Source organism: Weissella koreensis KACC 15510, assembly GCF_000219805.1.
Classification (GTDB): Bacteria; Bacillota; Bacilli; order Lactobacillales; family Lactobacillaceae; genus Weissella; species Weissella koreensis.
In genome coordinates, this window is sequence record NC_015759.1 from 134,528 (window position 1) to 155,146 (window position 20,619).

Sequence of the window (20,619 nt, forward strand, 5' to 3'; positions counted from 1 at the left end):
TTGTATTTAATTAATTTTGTATAAAAATTCAACGCCAATCAACATATTATACCAATTTTTAGGTTAATTTTCCAGCTCTGAAACAACTCGTTGTGCAACATTCCAGTCATTTTCATATGGGGTATCCACCCCATTAACTTTTTGATATTCATCTAGACCTTTTGCTGCTATTACTACAACATCATTAATTCCAGAAGCACTAATCGCTCGTTCAATAGCAAGCGAACGATCCATTTCTCTTAAAATTTCTACCTTTGGATTTATAATATTTTGTTCAATCTCATCCGCAATGGCTGAAGGATCTTCAAATTGAGGATCATCCGCCGTTAAAATGGCAACATCAGCTCCTTCACTTAAAGCTTTCCCAATGCCTGGGCGACGAGAAACCCCTTTATTTCCAGGAGCCCCAACCACTACGCGTAAGACCTTTACTGCTTCATTTGATCGTACGAATTTTAATAAGGCCGCAATTGAGGCATAGTTATGTGCATAATCCACATAGATTGTCCCATGCTTTTGCGTCGAAAACATTTGCATTCTTCCAGGAATTTGAACTTCTTCTAATCCAGCTTCAATTGCATCTGGATCAGCACCGACTAACCGACTTGCTAAAGCTGCCGCAGTGGCATTACTTTCGTTAAAATCGCCTGGCAAATCTAGATCATAATTTCCTTGAATATTTAGTCTTTGTGCCTGTTGATTCATTTCAATCAGATCAAAATTTGAACCGCTTAAATTAGCAGAATTTGTCCTAAATTCTAAGTCCGGTTTAACTCCATCATCTTGTTGCGCTCCATAAAGCCAAATCCCATCACGAGGAATTAACTCTGTAGCTCGAGCCATCAATTCTGAAAAATGTTGACTTTCTGCATTCAAAATAATCTGATCAGAATGATCAATTAACATCATTTTATGTGCTAAGTAGTCTTCAAATGTCGGATGTTCATTTTCTCCGACATGATCAGGAGAAATATTCAAAAAAATACCAACGTTATATCGGAGGCCATAAACCCGTCGCATTTTAAACGCTTGTGAAGAAACTTCCATCACCATATGTGTCATGCCATTATCAACAGCTTCGCGCATTAATTTAAATAGATCTAATGATTCTGGTGTTGTCAAATGAGCACGGTAATGATTTTCTGGTTTTGGTCCAGTAATCTGACTAATTGTTGATGACAAGGCGACTTTATTATCTGTAGCATGTTTTAAAATATCATAAATCATGTATGTCGTTGAAGTCTTCCCTTTTGTTCCCGTCACACCAATTAAGTTTAGGGAACGTTGAGGATAATCATAATAAGTCATACTTAAAATACTCATAGCCGCCAAACTATCTTCAACATACCAGATTGGAATTGTTATATCATTTAATACTGGCTTTTGTTGGGTAACAATTCCATTTGCCCCTTTTCGTAAGGCCTCTTCTAAATATTTAGCAGGTAATTCCCCTTTAATAATAAAAAGAGAATCTGATTCCACTTGCTTTGAATTATAACTAATCGTTTGAAAGACACGTTCTTGATCTTCTGGTGCCTGTACTAATAATCCTTCATCTGATAATACATTAGTTATTTGCTCTGATGTTAATACCATTGAAAATTATCCCTCTTCCTCGTTAAAAATTGCTCTTAATGTATAAATTGATCCCGTCACAACAATTAAAGCATTCGATGAAGCTCGATACTTACGGGCTAATTGTATTGCTGCACTAGGATCATCGGCAATTTCAACATCTATATTATTTTTAGTGTTGTGTAGACAATATGATGCCATTGCTTCAGCCGACATCCCCTCTTTTGACTCAGGGGTTACGGCAATAATTGTTGACGCGATACTAGCTACCAAATCAATTATTTCATGTGCATTTCGATCATCCAATAACCCTAAAACAAAAACAGGTTTAAATGGTAAATGCCAAGCTTTAATTGAATCTCTTAATCCGCTAATTCCATCTAAATTACTAGCACCATCATACAATATATTACGATCAGCAACATATTCCATCCGCCCAGGAATTGATATGTTAGATAAAGCTGCCATTGTCTTATCCTTGGACAATTGGAACCCTTTTTGCTGTAAATAATTAACGATTTGAAGCACCGTACTTAAATTACTAGCTTGATATGCTCCGGCCAATGGTAAATGAATATCAGGAATATCATCAATTTTTAATGATAATCCCTGTGGTGCAGTAGATAGAATCGTTATCTGAGGCAATGGGTAAGGGTTCCAAAATGCATGAACTGCATCAGTCTGTTCATGCAAAACTTTTTGAACATCATAATCTTGACCTGGGTAACTAACAATTAATGCACCTGGCTTTATAATTTTGGCATACTCATTAGCTACTTGTTTTAAAGTTGAGCCCGTTGAACAAATATTATCAACTGAAATTTTAGTATACGCAATTAAATAGGGGGTTCGGACCGCATTAGTGACATCATTACTTCCTCCTGGCCCCTCTTCTAAGATTACAAATTGAGTATCTTGTTGTGCAAAATAAACTAAGGCGATCAGAACCCACCACTCAAAAGTGCTGAGTAGTGAAAAATCACCATCATGTTTTTTAATTTGGAGTGTAATTTCATGAACAATTTTGACCACATCTTTTTGACCAATTGGTTGACCATCAATGGTGATCATCGTTAAATCATCTTGAATGGCTGGTGCCGAAAAATGGCCAACATGGTACTGACTCTCCTGTAGGATGCTTTTCAGCATAGTTCCTGTTGATCCTTTACCATTGGTCCCAGCAATATGAATAATTCGTAGCCGTTTATCTGGATTCCCTAACCACGATAAAATTTCGCTAATCATACCCACGCGGGCTAACGAAGGTTTTACAGCTTTCGCAGCTGTAATTTTTTTATTAATTTTACTGTAATCTTCACGACCAACCATATCATCACTATCCTTATTATTATTGTTCCATTTCAAAACTTCTTACCAAATTATACAATGTTTTGTCGAAAAAAAACGTTATTCACAAAAACTTCAAATTTAGAGCATTAAAATCACACATAATATGCAATAAAAGAGGATTGAAGTCATGCATAATTCTTCAATCCTCTTATTAAATTAACATTAACTCTATGTGTTCAGTATACAAAAAATTTATAACTTTTCAAGTGCTGCAATTCTTTGTTCCATCGGTGGATGAGTCGAAAATAGATTGTTCATCTTATCTCGACTTAAAGGATTACTAATATATAATCCTGCGCTCGATGGCGCGACATTATCTTCTTGCATAGGTTCGCTCTGCGATATTTTTTGTAAAGCTGAAATCAGCCCTTGCGGATTTCGTGTTAACTCAACAGCACCAGCATCAGCCAAATATTCGCGATTTCGCGAAATAGCAAGTTGGACAACAGTTCCCATAATAGGAGCTAAGATCAGTACCAGTAATGAAACAATTATACCTAAAATATTATTACTGTTATTGTCTTCATCGTCTCGACGTCCGCCACCCCAAAACATAAAATTAGTTCCAAAGTTAGCTAACAAGGCAATTACTGATGTTAAAGCAACTGCCAATGTTTGAATCCGAATATCATAATTTCGTACGTGCGTCATTTCATGAGCCATAACGCCTTCTAATTCTGTCCGATTTAATCGTTGTAGAATTCCAGTCGTGGCTGCAACTGCTGCATTTTTAGGATTATTACCAGTTGCAAATGCATTTGGCGAAGGATCATCAACAATAAAAACACGCGGCATTGGAACATTTGCTACTAAAGCCATATCTTCCACAATGTGCCACAGTTCTGGTGCATCATCTGGACCTTGCAACTCCTGAGCATGATTCATTTGCATTACAATATCAGTCGATTGGCTATAGATGTAACCAACATAAACAATTCCTACAACCAAGGTAATCATTAACCCCATAGACACTGATCGCCACATAAAGTAGCCCAAAGCCGCTCCTACAATTGCCAAAAAGATAAAGAATCCGATAAATAACAACACCGTTTTTCGCTTATTTTGACTAATCTGGTCATACAACATATTTATATTCCTTGATCATTAAATGAAACTTTTGGTGCGACTTTTTCCTCACTAGGAACTTCTAAGAAAGCAGACGGTTCAAAATGTCCCATCTTAGCAACAATTGAAGTTGGAAACATTTGAATCTTCGCATTGTAATTTGAAGTTGTTGAATTAAATAATTGACGAGAATATGCAATTTTATTTTCAGTATTAGTTAATTCTTCCATCAAATTAGTATATTGCTGATTAGCTTTTAAATCAGGATAGGCTTCTGATAAAGCAAAAACAGATTTCAAAGCTGATGATAATTGATTAGAAACCTCCATAGTTGCTTCTTGATCATTTGCTGGAATCTCCATCAATTGGTTTCGCAAACCTATTACTTTTTCCAAAGTACCTTGTTCATACTTGGCATAACCCTTAACCGTCTCAATTAAATTTGGAATCAAATCATTACGTCGCTTCAATTGAACATCAATTTGAGCCCATGACTCCTTAGTGTGCATCCGTGCTGAAACTAAGCCATTATAAATGACTACATAAGCAATCACTAATACTACTATTATTACAATTAAAATAAGTATACTCATATAAATTATTTATCCCCTTTAACTATTAAAGATAAGTTGCAATCGTGGCTTGAATGGCAGTTAATTGATCATCAGCCTCAGCGGATGTTGCGCCTTTCGTCCCCACGTAAAACTTAATCTTTGGCTCAGTTCCTGAAGGGCGAACAGCTACCCATGAACCATCAGACAACCAATATTTCAATACTTCTGCAGTTGGTAATGTTATTTTTTGAACTGCCCCTGTTTGCATATCAGTTTCAGTTCCAGCTGCAAAGTCCTCGACCTTAATAACATTCAATGAACCAAAATGTTTAGGTGTTTCTTGACGGAATTTAGCAATTAATTGTTCAATTTGTTCTTTTCCATCAATACCCTTAAAGGTCAATGACTTAGTGTTTTCAACAAAATAACCAAATTTTTCAAATAATTCTTGGACACCATCATAGACAGTTTTACCAAGTGATTTATAGTAAGCGGCCACTTCAGCCATCAAAATTGTTGCTTGAACTGAATCTTTATCACGTGCAAACGGCTTTACCAAGTAACCATATGATTCTTCAAAACCAAAGAGAAAAGTATGATCATGGTTAATTTCATAATTTTTAATCTGTTCAGCAATATATTTAAATCCAGTCAAAACGTTAATAGTCTCAATCCCAAAGCTGGCAGCAATATCTGCAGCAAATTCTGAAGAAACGATTGACTTAACTAACACCCCATTTTCAGGTAACTTATTAGCTTCCTTTTGAGCAGTTAAGATATAATTCATCAAAACTGCACCAATTTGATTACCCGTCAACATAACATATTCACCAGATGGTTGACGTACGGCAGTTCCCATTCGATCAGCATCGGGGTCAACAGCGATTACTACATCAGCACCTTCTTGTTTAGCTAGTTCAATCCCCATAGCCAAAGCTTTTGGATCCTCGGGATTAGGTAATTCAACAGTTGGGAAATCACCATTTGGTTCTTTTTGTTCTGGAACCATTAATACATTTTTAAAACCTGCATTTTCTAAAGCTTGACCAGTAATCATCGCCCCAGTTCCATGCAAAGGTGAGTAGACTAACTTCATATCACGCCCAACAGTGTCGATTAATTCATGATTAATTGATACTGTTTTAACGTTTTCAAGATAAGCTTGATCTAAATCATCAGATAAATCTTGATATAAATCTTTAGCTCGTAAATCATCTAAGTTAGCCACTGGAACATTAAACATATCAACCTGTCGAATTGCATCAGTAATGATATCAGACTCTTTAGGTGGCATCTGCCCACCATCTTCACCATATATCTTATAACCATTGTAGTTTTTAGGATTATGAGAAGCTGTAATCATAATTCCTGCATAAGTATTTAAATGTCTAACCGCAAATGATAGCTCTGGCGTTGGTCGAAGGCTTTCAAAGACGAACGCTTTGATACCATGCGCTCCCAACACGCGTCCTGCTTCTTGAGCAAATTCCTGTGAATAATGTCTTGAATCATATGAAATTGCTACACCACGTGCTTTTATAGCGTCATCATTAAATGAATCAATTAACTGTGAAAGGCCTTCAGTGGCTTGACGAACAGTATAAATGTTCATCCGATTAATTCCAGCCCCAAGGATCCCACGCATTCCAGCTGTTCCAAAACTTAATGGTGTATAAAAAGCATCCTCTCGTTCACTATCATTTTGCATGTTAGCTAAATCAGCTTTTAAATCGGCAGGTAAATCGTGCTTTTCTGACCAAATTTTATATGTTTCTTCCCAACTCATATTATTTCTCCTAGTTCTAACTAATCTTTATCGTATTACATCTTTGAAATTGTTTACATTATTATATCACAGCACTATTAGTACCACTATCCTGACATGTATTAATTAGTAAAACATTATAAATGCAGCTTAAAGCAAAAAAGCAAATTAGACAAAATATGTCTAATCTGCTTTTTAAAATTTAATGTTATTAATAACTTTTAACATTATATTCTTTTTATTTAATTGAAAAGTTAGTTATTCTACTGCCAAATAAATAGGATAAAGAGGTTGATTTCCAGAATGAATTTCGACTTCCATCTCACTATCTAATTCTTCAATATAGTTAGCCAACTCTTCAGCCTCAGACTTAGTTGAATCTGCTCCATAAATTAATGTAACAATTTCATCATCCTCATCTAACATTTTTTCCAGCAATTTTTGGGCTGCTGCTTTTATATCACCCGCAGGTTCGGCGACAACGATGTCTCCATCCAAAAGGCCAATCGCATCACCAACATGAATCTCTAACCCACCAATTGTTGTATCTCGTACTGAAGTTGTGACAGAACCAGACTTAACATCAGCAAGTGCCAAAGTCATATTTTTAGCATTATCTACTAACGATGCATCTGGATTGAAACCAACTAGCAAGGCTGTTAACCCTTGTTGAACTGTTCTGGTTTTAATAATTTCAACCGGAATGTCTAACATCGACTTGGCTTGATCAGCTGCCATAAAGATATTGGAATCATTTGGCAAAACAATTGCTTGTTTGGCTCCACTATCTTTAATCGCTGAAACAATATCAGATGTTGATGGTGCTTGGGTACTATCAATAATAATATTAGCCCCTGACGTCTTAAAGAGGTCTTGTACACCATCACCAGCTGCAATTCCAATGACTGCCAATTCAACTTGAAGTGGTTCATTCTTTTGTTCATCTTTAGCTTTTTGCGCTGCCATAGATGCTTCTACTTGTTGATAACGCATGTTATCAACTTTAGTCTTACGTAACGACCCATACTTCAAGCCCCATTCAAAGACTTTTCCTGGATGCTCAGTATGAATATGAACTTTAACAACTTCTTCATCATTAATAACCAACAATGAATCACCTAAATTAGCTAAGTAATCGTAAAATTGATCATAATCAAATTCAGTATCATAAGTTGTTCCAACAGCAAGATCGACCATCATTTCAGTACAATAACCATATTTAATACTATCTGGATTAAGCTCACCCTGAACTCCAGTATTATGCAAATCTTGAATCATAGCTTCAAGACCAGCATTATCAACAGCATTATGCTTGATTTCTTGACCAGACAAAACAGCATAAAATGCTTCAAGAACAATAACTAACCCTTGTCCACCAGAATCAACCACACCCACTTCCTTTAAAACAGGAAGCAAATCAGGTGTAGATGCTAAAGCCTTTTCAGAAGCATCATAAGCTGCTTTTGCAATTTCAACTACGTTATCAGATTGTTTAGCTGCATTATTTGCTGCTGATGCTGCCTCGCGAATAACAGTTAAAATAGTCCCCTCAGTGGGCTTCATAACAGCTTTATAGGCCGTTTCAGCTCCACCCATTAAACCATTAGCAAAAGTCCGGGCTGTCAATACCTCTTCATCTTTAACGGCATTAGCAAACCCACGGAAAATTTGAGATAGAATAACTCCAGAGTTTCCACGAGCGCCCATCAATAAACCTTTTGAGGTTGCCTTAGCTAAAGAACCAAGGCGCAAATCAGTTTCATCACGCTCATACTCAGCTCCAGAAGCCATCGACAAAGTCATATTAGTTCCCGTATCCCCATCTGGAACTGGAAAAACATTTAATTTATTAATTTTTTCTGCATTATCTTGCAATGTATTTGCTGCAGCGTTGATCATTTTACCAAATTCAACGTTTGTAATTTCTGTTACAACTTCCACAATTTCAAATCCTCCGAAATACTCCGATTATTCACCCAAAATACGAACGCCTTGGACAATCACATTGACTTCATCGGCGATAATTCCCAGCATACTACTTAAATCATTTTTAACACGTGCTTGCACGCTCTTTGATATTTCTGAGATCTTCATTCCATAACCCACAATCACATAAACATCTACAGCAATTCCAGTTTCAGTCTCACGAACAACTACCCCTTTAGCATAATTGTCTCCACTCAAAGCTTGGTTAATTCCATCACGTAAAGGATTTTGGCTGGCCATCCCAACCACACCATAATTATCAGTTGCTGCGCCACCAACAATTTTAGCAATTACATCATTTTCAATTTGAACGGTTCCTTGTTCGGTTTGAATCTTTACTGCCATATCCTAAAACCCCCTTATAAAATCCATAATCAATATTTTATCACAGAACTTAAGACAGCTCTATCAATTGTCACTAAATTCAATGGTTACTTTATTTTAACGCAACTGATTAAAAATGTGTAAATTATTGTTAAATCAGCCTACCATTACTGGTAAATAAAAATTGTCATTTTCTCTTTTTTGTAAAGAAAAAGCTACCTAAATAATTAGATAGCCATAATCTATTTGATATTAAACACGTTCGATTGAACCGTTCTTCAACCCAGCCTTCAAAGTACGGGCTGATAAGTAAACTTTTTTAGGTGCTGCTCCGTTAATTTTAACGGTTACCTTTTGCAAGTTTGGCTTCCAGCTACGACGGCTTGAGTTAAGGGCGTGTGAACGTTGGTTACCGAAGCGCGTACGCTTTCCGTTGACTGCATCAACTGCCATGGTGTGACCCTCCCATCTTAAGCTCTTTATTTCAGTGCTTTAATTTACTTAAATAATCTTATCAAAGCGCGGAACAATATGCAAGCACTTTGTGTAAAGTAATATTACTTTACATCATTTTTTTTGAATAATTAGTCGGCATCTTTAGATTGAATGACCGCAATAAGTCCCGATTTAAATGAAAAATGGTTTGTTTCACCCACAAATTCATTAGATCCCCAAATAGTGACTGGACCATTCCAATCAGTTAAAGGATATTTTTCATCAATTAACGTTAATCCAGTGACAGGTTCAATCGCGGCAAATCCAACATATTTCATCCCAGAAATCTTTTCAATAGTATAATTACCAGGAAGATAGAAATCAATCACATTATTTTTATCAATAATACGACACTGATCGGCTATTCTTTTCAAATTAGGCTTCGCAAACATCAAAATATTATGCAACAAATGATCTAAACGACCACCAGTTGCACCATATATTTCAATCAATTTTGGCTGGTATTTTTGTTCAATTACCTGCAAAATTGCCTCAGCGTCTGTTTGAACTTGTTCTTCTTTGCTAATTATTTCCGGCAATTTCGATGCAAGATCAGAATGATGTTCAAAATGAATTGAATCTAAGTCACCAAACGTTAATATAGGAGTTATGCCTAGCTTCATTAAATATAGTGCGCCACGATCAGCAGCCACCCATGGTCCCGATAAAGATCCATTTTTTAACTCTAACGGCCATTCAGACTGAGGTCCACCAACTAGTAATCGAATTAATGGATTAGTTTTATCCTGTGCCTGCATCAATCCTCACCTCATTTGACTCGAATTACTTAGTGACTTCCTTTAAACGTGCAACCTTAGCTGCAGGATCAACTTTGTCATAAACATATGAACCAGCAACAGCAACAGTAGCACCTGCTTCGTAAGCTAGCTTAGTCGTCTCATCATTGGCACCACCATCAATTTCAATATCATAATGATATCCATTTTTAGTCTTTAATTCAGATAATTCAGCAATCTTAGCTAAAGTTTCGGGCAAGAATTTTTGTCCCCCGAAGCCAGGATTAACAGTCATAACCAATACTTGGTCAACCATATGTAATACTGGTGCAATTGATGAAACAGGTGTTGCTGGGTTGATTACAACCTCAGATTTGATCCCATGCTCATTAATTTGTTGTAATGCTCGGTGAAGATGTTGAGTAGCTTCATAATGAACACCTAAAATATCTGCCCCAGCTTCAACGAAAGTATCAATATAACGTTCTGGTTGTTCAACCATTAGGTGCACATCCAAGACCATGTTAGTTTTTGGCTTCAAGGCTTTCACCCACCCTGGACCATATGAAATAGATGGTACAAACATTCCGTCCATCACATCAATATGCAAATATTCAGCGCCTGCTTTCTCAACAAGCTTGACATCTTGTTCTAAGTTCAAATAATCAGCTGCTAAAATTGATGGTGCTACTTTAATTGACATAATATCCCCATTTCCTGTTGAATTTGAATGTAATTCAAATTATTCTAAATTAACTCACCTAGATTGGTAAAGTTAATGTTTTTTATCATGTTTATTATATACCGGCCGGCGGTCTTCAATCAAATCATAAAACAATTTATAGTTATTATATCTTGATTGCATTATTTCACCATTCTCAACGGCTTCCTTTACTGCGCAATTTGGCTCATTCAAATGGACACATCCGCGAAAACGGCATTGGCTAGAATATTGGTTAATTTCACGGAAATATTTGGTTAAATCCCGAGCTTTCATTTTGAAAACTTCAAAAGTAGAAAAACCAGGTGTATCTGCAACCCATCCTTGTCCCATTGCAACTAAGCTCACTTGTCTAGTAGTGTGTTTCCCACGGCTTAAGGCCTGTGACACTTCTCCTGTAGCAAGATTTAGCGTTTCATTTAGATGGTTTAACAGTGTTGATTTACCAGCTCCTGTTTGCCCCATCACTACACTTAACCCCTCGTTTAAAATCTCCCGTAATTCTTTTAAGCTAGGTTCATCAAATGATTTTTCTGGCAAGACCACCTGATAACCAGCATTTCGATAACCAACAACTACTTCGGCTAAATTTTCATACTCCACTGGTGTTAATAAATCGATTTTAGAAAAATAAATAATCGGTTCAATTCCATCATCTTCTAATGCTACCAATTGTCGATCTAATAAATTGGTTGAAAAATCAGGCAACTTAACTGCTGTTACTAAAATCGCTTGATCAACATTGGCCACGGGTGGTCGAACTAAACTATTTTTACGTGCATCAATTTTTAACAAATAACCATCTTGATCAGCATCAGCGGAAAACTCCACAAAATCACCAACCAAAGGTGTCAAACCTTTTTTCCTGAAATTCCCGCGTGCTCGAGTTCGTTTCATTTTGCCGTCATCCGTTAAAACATCATAAAATCCAGCTAATGATAGATGAATTTGTCCATGATAATTGGTCATTCAATTTCCTCAATTTTCTATAGATATTAGTATTCCTTAATTTTAGCGTAATATTGATTTAAAAACCATGCTGAAAATTTTCTTACTCTCACTAAACTATCAAAATTAAAAAAATATCAGATCCGGTCAATTCTTTAGAATTACCTTTTCTGATATATATTTCTTTAAATATTATGTTTGATCTTCTATCTGATTAACTTGATGAACTACTAGTACTAGATACGCTACTGCTAGCGCTAGAACTACTGCTACTTGAACTATTACCTGATCCGCTTGAGACACTAATCTTCAAAGTTCCACCCTTTTTAAGGGTTCCACCTGAGGAGATATTTTGACTAGTTACCTTGCTGCTATCATCTGCTCCAGCTGGATCAACATTAACCTCAATCCCATTCTTATCAGCCCAAGACTTAACATCTCCATATGTTTTACCTACGAAATCTGGAACTGAAATTGGGTTTGCCCCAGATGAAATTGCTACCGTAACAACAGTCCCATCTTTAATTTTTGTTCCAGCCTTAATCGACTGTGAAATAACGTTATTTTCATCAACAGAATCCGAGGCTTGCTGAGCAAATGAAACGATAACCCCCTGTTTATTAGCTAATTTTTGTGCCTCATTTTGAGTCATATCACTAAAATCAGGTACAACTAATGACTTTTGTCCTCTTGATACCGTAAAGGTAATCGTTGTTTTTGAAGGATCTACCTTATATTCAGCAGGAATATCTTGTTCACTAATATAACCTGACGGTACATCAGCATTATACTGATGTACGGCTTTGATCTTATAGCCTCTGGTTCGTAGCTGACTGGCAACTTTTGAATATTTCTCACCTGTATAATCGCCAACACGAACCATCTTAGCGCCACTTGAAATATAAAGATCAACACTATCACCTTTATTAATTTTTTGACCAGCTTTTGGATCAGTTTTAATCACATAGCCCTTTTTAACATCTTTATTATTAACATGATAAACTTGTCCAACTGTAACCCCATCTTGTTTCAAAGATTGGCGTGCCGAACTTTCGGTATCTCCTGTAAAATCAGAAATCGTTACTTTATTAGGTGTTAGACCAAAAATCAAAAAGATAGCCAAAATTGCAGCAAATGCAATCGCAATCCAGGTCATAATCCGACGAGGTTTACTCCAAATTTTAATACTAGATTGTTCCTTACCCTTACCTGATTTTTTCTTAACATCCCGTTGAGCTTTACGTGATATTGGTTCTGATGTTGTATTATGCTTAGACTCTTGATTAGCCACCGCTCCCAAAACATCATTAGGAATAATTTTAGTAACTGTTGTCGTATCGTCAGCTTGGTTATTCAAATTCAAACGCGGCTCATTTAAACGTTCAGTCGACATTACATTTGATAAATCTTGGCGCATCTCATTAACTGAACTATAACGGTCCATTGGATTTTTCTGTGTAGCCCGTAAAATCACGTTTTCCAACGCTTGTGGAATTCGTGGATCAATATCACGTACAAATGGCATTGGCTCTGACGAATGCATCAATGCCACACTAACTGCCTCTTGGGCATCAAATGGCACCTTACCAACCAACATTTCATAGAGAATAATACCTAATGCATAAATATCGCTACGCGTTGTTGCCATCCCCCCTTTAACTTGCTCAGGAGACATATAATGTATTGAACCAATTGCAACGTCAGTTTTAGTTAATCCCAAACTAGATTGTGCTAATGCAATCCCAAAATCAGTAATCTTAGCGCGGCTACTTTCATCAATTAAAATATTTTGTGGTTTTAAATCACGATGAACAATGTTATGACTATGTGCCATTGCCACTCCAGCCAAAACATCATCCATAATTTCTAATGTCCGCGTTATCGTTAGCGGATGATGACTAGCAATGTAACGTTTTAAATCTTCTCCCTTAACATATTCACTGACTAAAAATTGCAGTTGATTAGATTCACCAAAATCGTAAACTTGGATAATATTTGGATGGACCAACTCAGTTGAGGCAGCGATTTCATTTTCAAAACGTTGACGACTAGTACTGTTATCACGCATATCCAAACGAAGCAATTTAACGGAAACATCCCGATTTAAAATTTGGTCATGTGCACGATAAACATTGGCCATACCACCTTCACCTAATGGCTCAATGATTTGATAACGATCGGCAATTAATTCATTAACTTGCATTAGTATTCCCCTTCTCCTTCCTGCATACCTAAGAGCACTGTTATATTATCTGGCGTACTCTTCTGATTAGCTGTTGCAATTAAATGCGCTACTGCTAAGGAAATGTTATCACTATCTTGAATGATTTTAACAACCTCATAATCAGAAAGCGCCTTTCCTAATCCATCTGTGGTGAGGAGGAGGAGGTCTCCTTCTTCTATTTTCATATCTTGAATATCTGGTTTTGCCTCAGTATTAACTCCTAATTGACGAGTAATCATATTACGACCAGGATGATCTTTTGCTTCTTCTGAAGTAATAGCTCCCCGTCGTAATAACTCGCTCGCCAAATTGTGATCCTGTGTTAGTTGTAAAATACTATCACGACGTAAAAGATAGGCTCTCGAATCGCCTAAATTTGATATAACCAAAGAATTGGGCAAGATTACTGCAATGACTAATGTTGTTGCCATCCCTTTTAAAGTTTTATAGCGATTAGCGGTTGTTAAAATTTTTTTATTTTCTTGGAGTGTCTGTGCTAACAGCCAATCTTTAGCCGCGCTTGGAGTGTATATCTGTGTCATAAGCCAGTCATTTCCAAAATGTGAAACGGCCATAGTCGCCGCTACATCACCGGCATTTTGACCACCAACGCCATCCGCAACAATCGCTAATTGAACTCCTCGTTGATTCACAAAAACATCAACATAATCTTGATTATCAGCACGAACAGTTCCACGATCTGTTGCAAATGCGATTTTCATAACTTGCCCTCTCCTTTTAGTTTCTCCAATATAAATTATATATTACTTTTTTTTACGTAACGTCGCAACGAAAAATCCATCTGAATCAAAATCGTCAGGGAAAACTTGCATTGTTAATTGTGATCGTTGAGGCAAAGGGCCAATGGTGGGTACTAATTCATAATCTGAATTTTGCTCTAAAAAGTCTTGAACAACAGCATCATTTTCAATTTCTAAAATAGTGCAAGTCCCATAGACCAAATTTCCACCCTTTTTTAATTTAGGAGCCACTGCATTTAGCATATCTAGTTGAATTTGGTGTAATTTCATACTATCAGCGTAGCTTTTTTCATATCTAATCTCAGGCTTTCGACGTAATAATCCAAAACCTGAACATGGAGCATCAACTAAAATCGCATCAAAGGTTTCATCATCAAACTGTTCATCGACTTTACGAGCATCTAATTCTTGAGCGTGCACCTGATCAGATACGTGCAGTCTTTGTGCATTTTCTTCGATCAATTTGATCTTATGAGGGTGGATATCAAGTGCTTCCACGATACCGCCTTGCTTTGGATCTAAATAACTGGCGATTTGTGTTGTCTTACCACCAGGAGCGGCCGCAGCATCTAATACTTTCATTGATGGTGTTAAATTTAGATTAGGAACCATTAGCATAGCTGATTCATCTTGTAATGTTAGCAAGCCATCTTCAAATGCTTTAGAAGAAGCAACATGTCCATGTTTGATACGAAGTGCCTCAGGTGTAACTTTAGAAGCTTCTACTTCAAAGCCTTCTGCCTCCAAAACAGTAGTAACTTGTTCCTGCGTTGTAACTGCCCGATTAATTCGTGCAGATTGAGCTGGTGCATCATTAATAGAACGAGCGATCTTAACCATTTTTTCATGGCCAACTTCACTTTCTAGTTGCTTTAGTAGCCAAACTGGTAACGAAGCTTCAATTGATAATTGTTCAATTGGATCTTTAATTGTCGTAAATTCAGGTAATCCTTGCCGTTCAAGGCTATGCAAAACCCCCGTTACATACTTACGAATTCCATCATGACCACGGCGCTTAGCAATTTGAATTGCCTCATCAAAAATGGCATGTTGTGGTATTTTATCAAGGTATTGCATTTGATAAACTGATATCATTAATAACTCTTTGACAAATGGATCAACATTCCCACGTAAGAATGGTTTTAACCAATATTCTAAAGTCAGGCGATGTTGAATCACACCATAAACAATTGTTGTGAGTAAATGTATATCTCGCTCCTCTAATTTTGAGGCTTTCGCAAGTTGATTTAATTGCAAATTTGAATATGCGCCATCTTTGACCCGTTCTAATACCCGAACTGATAACGCGCGGGCATTACTTTGTTCCCACCCCGCGATTTGTTTTGAATTTCCTTTACTCATGAGTAATTATTTGTTCTCCTTCGGTAAAATTAGCATGCCCATTTAAGTAGGCGGTAACATCCATTTTTGGTTTTCCAGCTGGCTGCAATTCATCAATTGCTAAAATATTTCCATCACCAGCGACTATCCATAATTCATGTTTATTCTTTTTGAAAACTGTTCCGCTTGGTAAATCACTATGTTCATCAATTAAATGGGATTTTTGAACTTTTGTACGTTTCCCTTTAATTTCAGTATGTGCAATCGGAAAAGGATATAATCCTCGAATTTGATTAAATATTTCTCGTGCCGATTTTGAAAAATCAAGTGACTCTTCTTCTGGCTTAATATTCGGTGAAAAGGTTACCAAATCAGGATCTTGCGGTGTCGCTACATTCGTTCCATCGATTAATTCCGGCAATGTTTTTAATAATAAATCGCGGCCAAGAATAGATAATTTTTCAAATAAAGTTCCAGTGTTGTCATCATCTGTAATAGGTAATGTAGCTTGTGATAGAACATCACCAGCATCCATTTGCTTAATCATATACATGATTGAAACACCCGTTTCAGTATCACCATTAAGTAAGGCATAGTGAATTGGAGCCCCGCCTCGATACTTTGGCAGCAATGAAGCATGGACATTAATAGCACCAATTTTAGCTGCATTCAATAATTTTGTTGGTAAAAATTGACCATAAGCAGCTGTAATCATAATATCAGGCTGTAAATCAATTAAAGCCTGTAATTCTGGTGAACCACTTAACTTAGCCGGTTGAAACACAGGAATCCCCGCTTTAACAGCAACTTCTTTGACGGGTGTAGGCGTCATGACTTTCTTGCGCCCCACTGGTCGATCTGGTTGTGTTAAAACAGCAATCACATCGTAATCAGGATGATTAATTAATGATTCTAAAATACCAACTGAAAACTGGGGAGTTCCCATAAAAATAATTTTTGTTTGCATATTTACTCCTAATTTTACAAATTAATAGGGTCACGATTAATACTAATTTGAATATTTTTATCAATAATCTTTTGAGCATCATTAACTAAAAGATTAAGCGCTTGTTCTAATTTATCATCATACTTAAATCGTAATGAAATTTGATAAACATACCGATTTTTAACTCGACGAATTGATCCCGGAGCGGGCCCAAATATCATAGTACTAGGCATAATTTGTTCTCGTAACCAGTTAACAATTTTATATGCTATTTTAGCTACATCCTGCTCGTTTGGATGAGTCAATTTAATCTGAATAGCATAATAATATGGCGAATAATGCCAAGTTTTACGTAGACTCATTTCTTGCTGATAGAAAGCTTCATAATCTTGATTTTGAGCTAATTTGATAGCATAATGCTGTGGATTAAAGGTCTGAATAACGACATTCCCAACCTTATCAGCCCGACCTGCTCGACCTGCAACTTGAGTGATTAACTGAAAGGTCCTTTCACTAGCACGATAATCTGGAATTTTCAAAGTTGTATCCGCATTTAAAACTCCTACAAGAGTCACATTGGGGAAATCTAATCCCTTTGCAATCATTTGCGTTCCAATCAAAATATCCGCCTTTTGTTGACCAAACTGTTCCAACAGTTGATCTGTAGCGCCTTTTTTACGCGTCGTATCATTATCCATACGGATAATACGTGCTTGAGGAAACTTGTCTTGCAATTGTTCTTCCACTTTTTGCGTTCCAGTCCCAAAAGGCCTAATCCGAGTGGACCCACATACTGGACATTTATGAGGTATCGGCTGTGTAGCACCACAGACATGGCACTCCATTCGATGAGTATCTTTATGCATTGTCAATGCTAAATCGCAATTAGGACACATTGGAACATAGCCACAATCTCGACACATCATAAAATTAGCATAACCACGTCGATTAAGCATTAAAATAATTTGTTGCTTTTTTTCTAAACGTTCTTCAATTTGATCAAGCAATTGTGGTGAAAAAACTTCATCCCCTCCCGACTTAATCACTTCACTCATATCAATAATTTGAGCTGTTGGTAATGGATTTGCGAGTGCCCGCTTTTTCAATTCCAACAACTGATAGACATGCTTTTGTGCCCGTGCTCGACTTTCTAATGAAGGCGTGGCTGATCCCAAAATAAGGACTGCTTGATGTCTATTAGCACGCCACGAGGCAATATCACGAGCATGATATCGTGGATTATCATCTTGCTTATAAGAACTTTCATGTTCTTCATCCATAATTATCAAGCCAATCTGTTCCAAAGGGGCAAAAATAGCCGAACGTACTCCTACAACTACATGGACCTCTTGGCGCTGAATTCGACGCCACTCATCATATCGTTCACCATCTGATAAAGCCGAATGCAATAAAGCCACATCATCTCCAAAACGTCCTTTTACACGTCGGACCATCTGTGGAGTTAATGTAATTTCAGGAACTAAAAATAGGGCTGTTTTTCCGGCCTCAATAGTTCTAGCAATTGCTTGTAAATATATTTCGGTTTTACCCGAACCAGTCACACCCTCTAAGAGGAAAGTTGTTGAAATTTGTTGGTTCAATGCGCTATTAATCGCATCAAAGGCAACTGATTGTTCTTCATTCAAAACTAATGGCTTAGTTTTTTGAATAGTGCTTGATAATGTTGGCGTACGATACGTTTCCATTTCAGTCATAGAAATCCAACCATTGGTAACCGCCTGATTTATATCTTGTGCTGTTAATTTATATGAATGTTGCAACGAACTAACTAATTGCCAATCTGGTGTTGGATTTTCCATTAAAGCAGTTACAAAACGCGCCTGCTTTTTAGCATTTTTGTTAAGATTCCTTCTAATCTCATCATATTGATCAGATGACAATTTATTTTTATATTTTTTGACTTTTTTAATCTTAGCCTTATTTTTTAAATAATATTTAAACCCTAGAGCCTTTATTGCTTGATAGTGTTTAATTTTGCTCATCAATTCAATTGGAATAAAATCTAATTCAAACGGAATTTCATCGCGATCAATAAACAAATCATTAATATTATTATCGTCAATCAAATTTGGATCTAATAAAATTAGCGTTTTTTGATATTTAGCTTTCATCACATTAGGCAACATCGCCTGTAAAACATTAATTTGAAAATTAAAATTATGTTCAGCAATTTTTGCACTTAATTGAAGCAATTCTTGATTTAAAACCGGTTCTAAATCTAAAACATTAGTTATCGGTTTCAACGGCTTAGTAGTTGTCTCGCCTTTAACCACCTCTAATACGAAGCCTTGAATTTGGCGTCCCCCGTTACCAAAAGGAACTTGTACTCGCATACCTGGCTGTACAATTGATTGAAGATTTTCTGGAATTTGATATGTCCATGGTTTATTCGTTTGTCGTGTGGAAACATCTACAATAATTTTTGCGACATCCATTAAGATCATCTCCTTCCAAAAATTACACTTCTAATAATTATAGCAGACCATGCACCTTTTCGGACCGTATAAATTATATTATGATTTATTTTAAAAAATTGACTGAATTTTACCTTGGAATTAAAAAGAACTAGATACACGTAAATTCGTCTATCCAGCTCTTTTAAAATTAAATTTACTTTTTCAATGATTCAACATCGCGTGCAATCATGATTTCTTCATCTGTTGGCACAATCAAAACCTCAGCAGTTGATCCTTCGGCAGTCAAAATTGTTTCTTTACCGTAAACATCATTCTTTGATTCGTCCATCTTAATACCCATAAAGTTCAAGCGTTCAATAATGTGAGAACGTTGTTCCTTAGAATTTTCTCCAACTCCACCAGAAAATACTAAGACGTCCACACCGCCCATTTCTACGATATATTGACCAATATATCGTAGAACACGGTCTTCCCACATATCAATAGCTAACTTAGCATGTGGATTAGTTTCGGCTACTTCTTTCAAATCACGCATATCTGAAGAAATAGTAGACACTCCTAACAAACCAGACTTTTTGTTCATAATTTCAAGCATTTGCTCATTAGTTAATCCTTCACGCTCTTGGATATAGTTAACTAATGATGGATCAATGTCACCCGTTCGCGTAGCCATCATTACTCCAGCTAATGGTGTGAAGCCCATTGAAGTATCAAATGACTTTCCATCCTTAATGGCTGTAATTGATGATCCAGCTCCCAAATGCAATGTAATAACCTTTAGTGATTCTAATGGCTTACCTAACATTTCAGCGGCACGAGCTGAAATATAACGGTGTGAAGTTCCATGTGCACCATATTTACGTGCACCGTACTTCGTATAATATTCATATGGTAAACCATATAAATAGTTAACTTGCGGCATTGTCTGATGAAAGGCAGTGTCGAAAACTGCAACTGATAATGCATTTGGAATTAATTTTTTAAAAGTCTTAATCCCTACAATGTTAGCTGGTTCATGTAGTGGTGCATAATCAATTAGTTTTTGTAATTTCTCCATAACATCGTCATCGATTACTACGGAATGATTATACCATTCACCCCCAGCAACGACACGATGTCCTACACCTGTAATTTCTTGAATATCAGAAATTACACCGTGTTGCTTAAATTGTTCAAGTACATAAGCAATTCCTTGCTCATGATCTTTGATATCTAAGATGTTTTCAAACTTTTCTCCATTAAATTTCAATGAAAAAATAGAATCAGATAGTCCGATTCGTTCAATTTGTCCCTTTGCAATTACCTCTTCACTTGGCATTTCAATTAATTGAAATTTCAAAGATGAAGATCCTGCATTAATTGCTATTGTCTTCGCCATTCTTAAATATC

General features: G+C 36.5%; 17 protein-coding genes. All 17 read right to left on the reverse strand.

Features of this window, described 5'->3' with window-relative positions:
- Positions 1-63 precede the first annotated feature (63 nt).
- Positions 64-1,596, reverse strand: a complete 1,533-nt coding sequence (locus tag WKK_RS00605) for a Mur ligase family protein (protein WP_006845510.1) — start codon at positions 1,594-1,596, stop codon at positions 64-66.
- A gap of 6 nt (positions 1,597-1,602) precedes the next feature.
- Positions 1,603-2,904: a bifunctional folylpolyglutamate synthase/dihydrofolate synthase gene (locus WKK_RS00610; protein WP_013989121.1), complete on the reverse strand. Its 1,302-nt coding sequence runs from the start codon at positions 2,902-2,904 to the stop codon at positions 1,603-1,605.
- Between the two features lie 213 nt (positions 2,905-3,117).
- The gene (gene htpX / locus WKK_RS00615) at positions 3,118-4,011 is read right to left on the reverse strand and encodes a zinc metalloprotease HtpX (RefSeq protein WP_013989122.1); all 894 of its coding nucleotides are present in this window, start codon (positions 4,009-4,011) and stop codon (positions 3,118-3,120) included.
- A gap of 2 nt (positions 4,012-4,013) precedes the next feature.
- Entirely contained in the window at positions 4,014-4,583 is a 570-nt protein-coding gene (locus WKK_RS00620; RefSeq protein ID WP_013989123.1) for a LemA family protein, read from the reverse strand.
- 25 nt (positions 4,584-4,608) lie between these two features.
- Positions 4,609-6,330, reverse strand: a complete 1,722-nt coding sequence (locus WKK_RS00625) for a phospho-sugar mutase (protein WP_013989124.1) — start codon at positions 6,328-6,330, stop codon at positions 4,609-4,611.
- 237 nt (positions 6,331-6,567) lie between these two features.
- Positions 6,568-8,250 carry a DAK2 domain-containing protein gene (locus WKK_RS00630; protein WP_013989125.1) on the reverse strand — a complete coding sequence of 561 codons (1,683 nt, stop codon included), beginning with the start codon at positions 8,248-8,250 and terminating at the stop codon, positions 6,568-6,570.
- 27 nt (positions 8,251-8,277) lie between these two features.
- Positions 8,278-8,640, reverse strand: coding sequence for an Asp23/Gls24 family envelope stress response protein (locus WKK_RS00635; protein ID WP_006845516.1), 363 nt, complete (start codon positions 8,638-8,640; stop codon positions 8,278-8,280).
- Between the two features lie 231 nt (positions 8,641-8,871).
- The gene (gene rpmB / locus WKK_RS00640) at positions 8,872-9,072 is read right to left on the reverse strand and encodes a 50S ribosomal protein L28 (RefSeq protein WP_006845517.1); all 201 of its coding nucleotides are present in this window, start codon (positions 9,070-9,072) and stop codon (positions 8,872-8,874) included.
- A gap of 131 nt (positions 9,073-9,203) precedes the next feature.
- Positions 9,204-9,872, reverse strand: a complete 669-nt coding sequence (locus tag WKK_RS00645) for a thiamine diphosphokinase (RefSeq protein ID WP_013989126.1) — start codon at positions 9,870-9,872, stop codon at positions 9,204-9,206.
- Between the two features lie 25 nt (positions 9,873-9,897).
- A complete protein-coding gene (rpe, locus tag WKK_RS00650) occupies positions 9,898-10,554 on the reverse strand; it encodes a ribulose-phosphate 3-epimerase (RefSeq protein ID WP_006845519.1) in 657 nt (218 codons plus the stop codon).
- A 72-nt stretch (positions 10,555-10,626) separates the two neighbouring features.
- On the reverse strand, positions 10,627-11,541 hold the full coding sequence (rsgA, locus tag WKK_RS00655) for a ribosome small subunit-dependent GTPase A (protein ID WP_006845520.1): 915 nt from the start codon (positions 11,539-11,541) through the stop codon (positions 10,627-10,629).
- A 193-nt stretch (positions 11,542-11,734) separates the two neighbouring features.
- Complete coding sequence (gene pknB / locus WKK_RS00660; RefSeq protein ID WP_013989127.1) at positions 11,735-13,723, reverse strand: Stk1 family PASTA domain-containing Ser/Thr kinase; 1,989 nt, start codon at positions 13,721-13,723, stop codon at positions 11,735-11,737.
- Positions 13,723-14,466 (reverse strand): Stp1/IreP family PP2C-type Ser/Thr phosphatase, encoded by a 744-nt coding sequence (locus tag WKK_RS00665; RefSeq protein WP_006845522.1) that lies wholly within the window; start codon positions 14,464-14,466, stop codon positions 13,723-13,725. Before WKK_RS00665 ends, pknB begins: the two co-directional genes overlap by 1 nt.
- Before the next feature lie 42 nt (positions 14,467-14,508).
- On the reverse strand, positions 14,509-15,867 hold the full coding sequence (rsmB, locus tag WKK_RS00670) for a 16S rRNA (cytosine(967)-C(5))-methyltransferase RsmB (RefSeq protein ID WP_006845523.1): 1,359 nt from the start codon (positions 15,865-15,867) through the stop codon (positions 14,509-14,511).
- Positions 15,860-16,813 (reverse strand): methionyl-tRNA formyltransferase, encoded by a 954-nt coding sequence (gene fmt, locus WKK_RS00675; RefSeq protein WP_006845524.1) that lies wholly within the window; start codon positions 16,811-16,813, stop codon positions 15,860-15,862. Before fmt ends, rsmB begins: the two co-directional genes overlap by 8 nt.
- Positions 16,814-16,827: 14 nt before the next feature.
- Complete coding sequence (gene priA, locus WKK_RS00680; RefSeq protein ID WP_013989128.1) at positions 16,828-19,248, reverse strand: primosomal protein N'; 2,421 nt, start codon at positions 19,246-19,248, stop codon at positions 16,828-16,830.
- A gap of 175 nt (positions 19,249-19,423) precedes the next feature.
- Positions 19,424-20,608 carry an acetate/propionate family kinase gene (locus WKK_RS00685; protein ID WP_013989129.1) on the reverse strand — a complete coding sequence of 395 codons (1,185 nt, stop codon included), beginning with the start codon at positions 20,606-20,608 and terminating at the stop codon, positions 19,424-19,426.
- Positions 20,609-20,619 lie beyond the last annotated feature (11 nt).

What these genes read in the sequence shown, in the direction of transcription:
- priA (WP_013989128.1), bottom strand. Translation starts at nt 19,248, where the DNA reads ATGGATGTCGCAAAAATTATTGTAGATGTTTCCACACGACAAACGAAT.
- rsgA (WP_006845520.1), bottom strand. Translation starts at nt 11,541, where the DNA reads ATGACCAATTATCATGGACAAATTCATCTATCATTAGCTGGATTTTAT.
- rpe (WP_006845519.1), bottom strand. Translation starts at nt 10,554, where the DNA reads ATGTCAATTAAAGTAGCACCATCAATTTTAGCAGCTGATTATTTGAAC.
- WKK_RS00665 (WP_006845522.1), bottom strand. Translation starts at nt 14,466, where the DNA reads ATGAAAATCGCATTTGCAACAGATCGTGGAACTGTTCGTGCTGATAAT.
- rsmB (WP_006845523.1), bottom strand. Translation starts at nt 15,867, where the DNA reads ATGAGTAAAGGAAATTCAAAACAAATCGCGGGGTGGGAACAAAGTAAT.
- WKK_RS00635 (WP_006845516.1), bottom strand. Translation starts at nt 8,640, where the DNA reads ATGGCAGTAAAGATTCAAACCGAACAAGGAACCGTTCAAATTGAAAAT.
- rpmB (WP_006845517.1), bottom strand. Translation starts at nt 9,072, where the DNA reads ATGGCAGTTGATGCAGTCAACGGAAAGCGTACGCGCTTCGGTAACCAA.
- WKK_RS00605 (WP_006845510.1), bottom strand. Translation starts at nt 1,596, where the DNA reads ATGGTATTAACATCAGAGCAAATAACTAATGTATTATCAGATGAAGGA.
- pknB (WP_013989127.1), bottom strand. Translation starts at nt 13,723, where the DNA reads ATGCAAGTTAATGAATTAATTGCCGATCGTTATCAAATCATTGAGCCA.
- WKK_RS00685 (WP_013989129.1), bottom strand. Translation starts at nt 20,608, where the DNA reads ATGGCGAAGACAATAGCAATTAATGCAGGATCTTCATCTTTGAAATTT.
- WKK_RS00610 (WP_013989121.1), bottom strand. Translation starts at nt 2,904, where the DNA reads ATGGTTGGTCGTGAAGATTACAGTAAAATTAATAAAAAAATTACAGCT.
- htpX (WP_013989122.1), bottom strand. Translation starts at nt 4,011, where the DNA reads ATGTTGTATGACCAGATTAGTCAAAATAAGCGAAAAACGGTGTTGTTA.
- fmt (WP_006845524.1), bottom strand. Translation starts at nt 16,813, where the DNA reads ATGCAAACAAAAATTATTTTTATGGGAACTCCCCAGTTTTCAGTTGGT.
- WKK_RS00620 (WP_013989123.1), bottom strand. Translation starts at nt 4,583, where the DNA reads ATGAGTATACTTATTTTAATTGTAATAATAGTAGTATTAGTGATTGCT.
- WKK_RS00625 (WP_013989124.1), bottom strand. Translation starts at nt 6,330, where the DNA reads ATGAGTTGGGAAGAAACATATAAAATTTGGTCAGAAAAGCACGATTTA.
- WKK_RS00645 (WP_013989126.1), bottom strand. Translation starts at nt 9,872, where the DNA reads ATGCAGGCACAGGATAAAACTAATCCATTAATTCGATTACTAGTTGGT.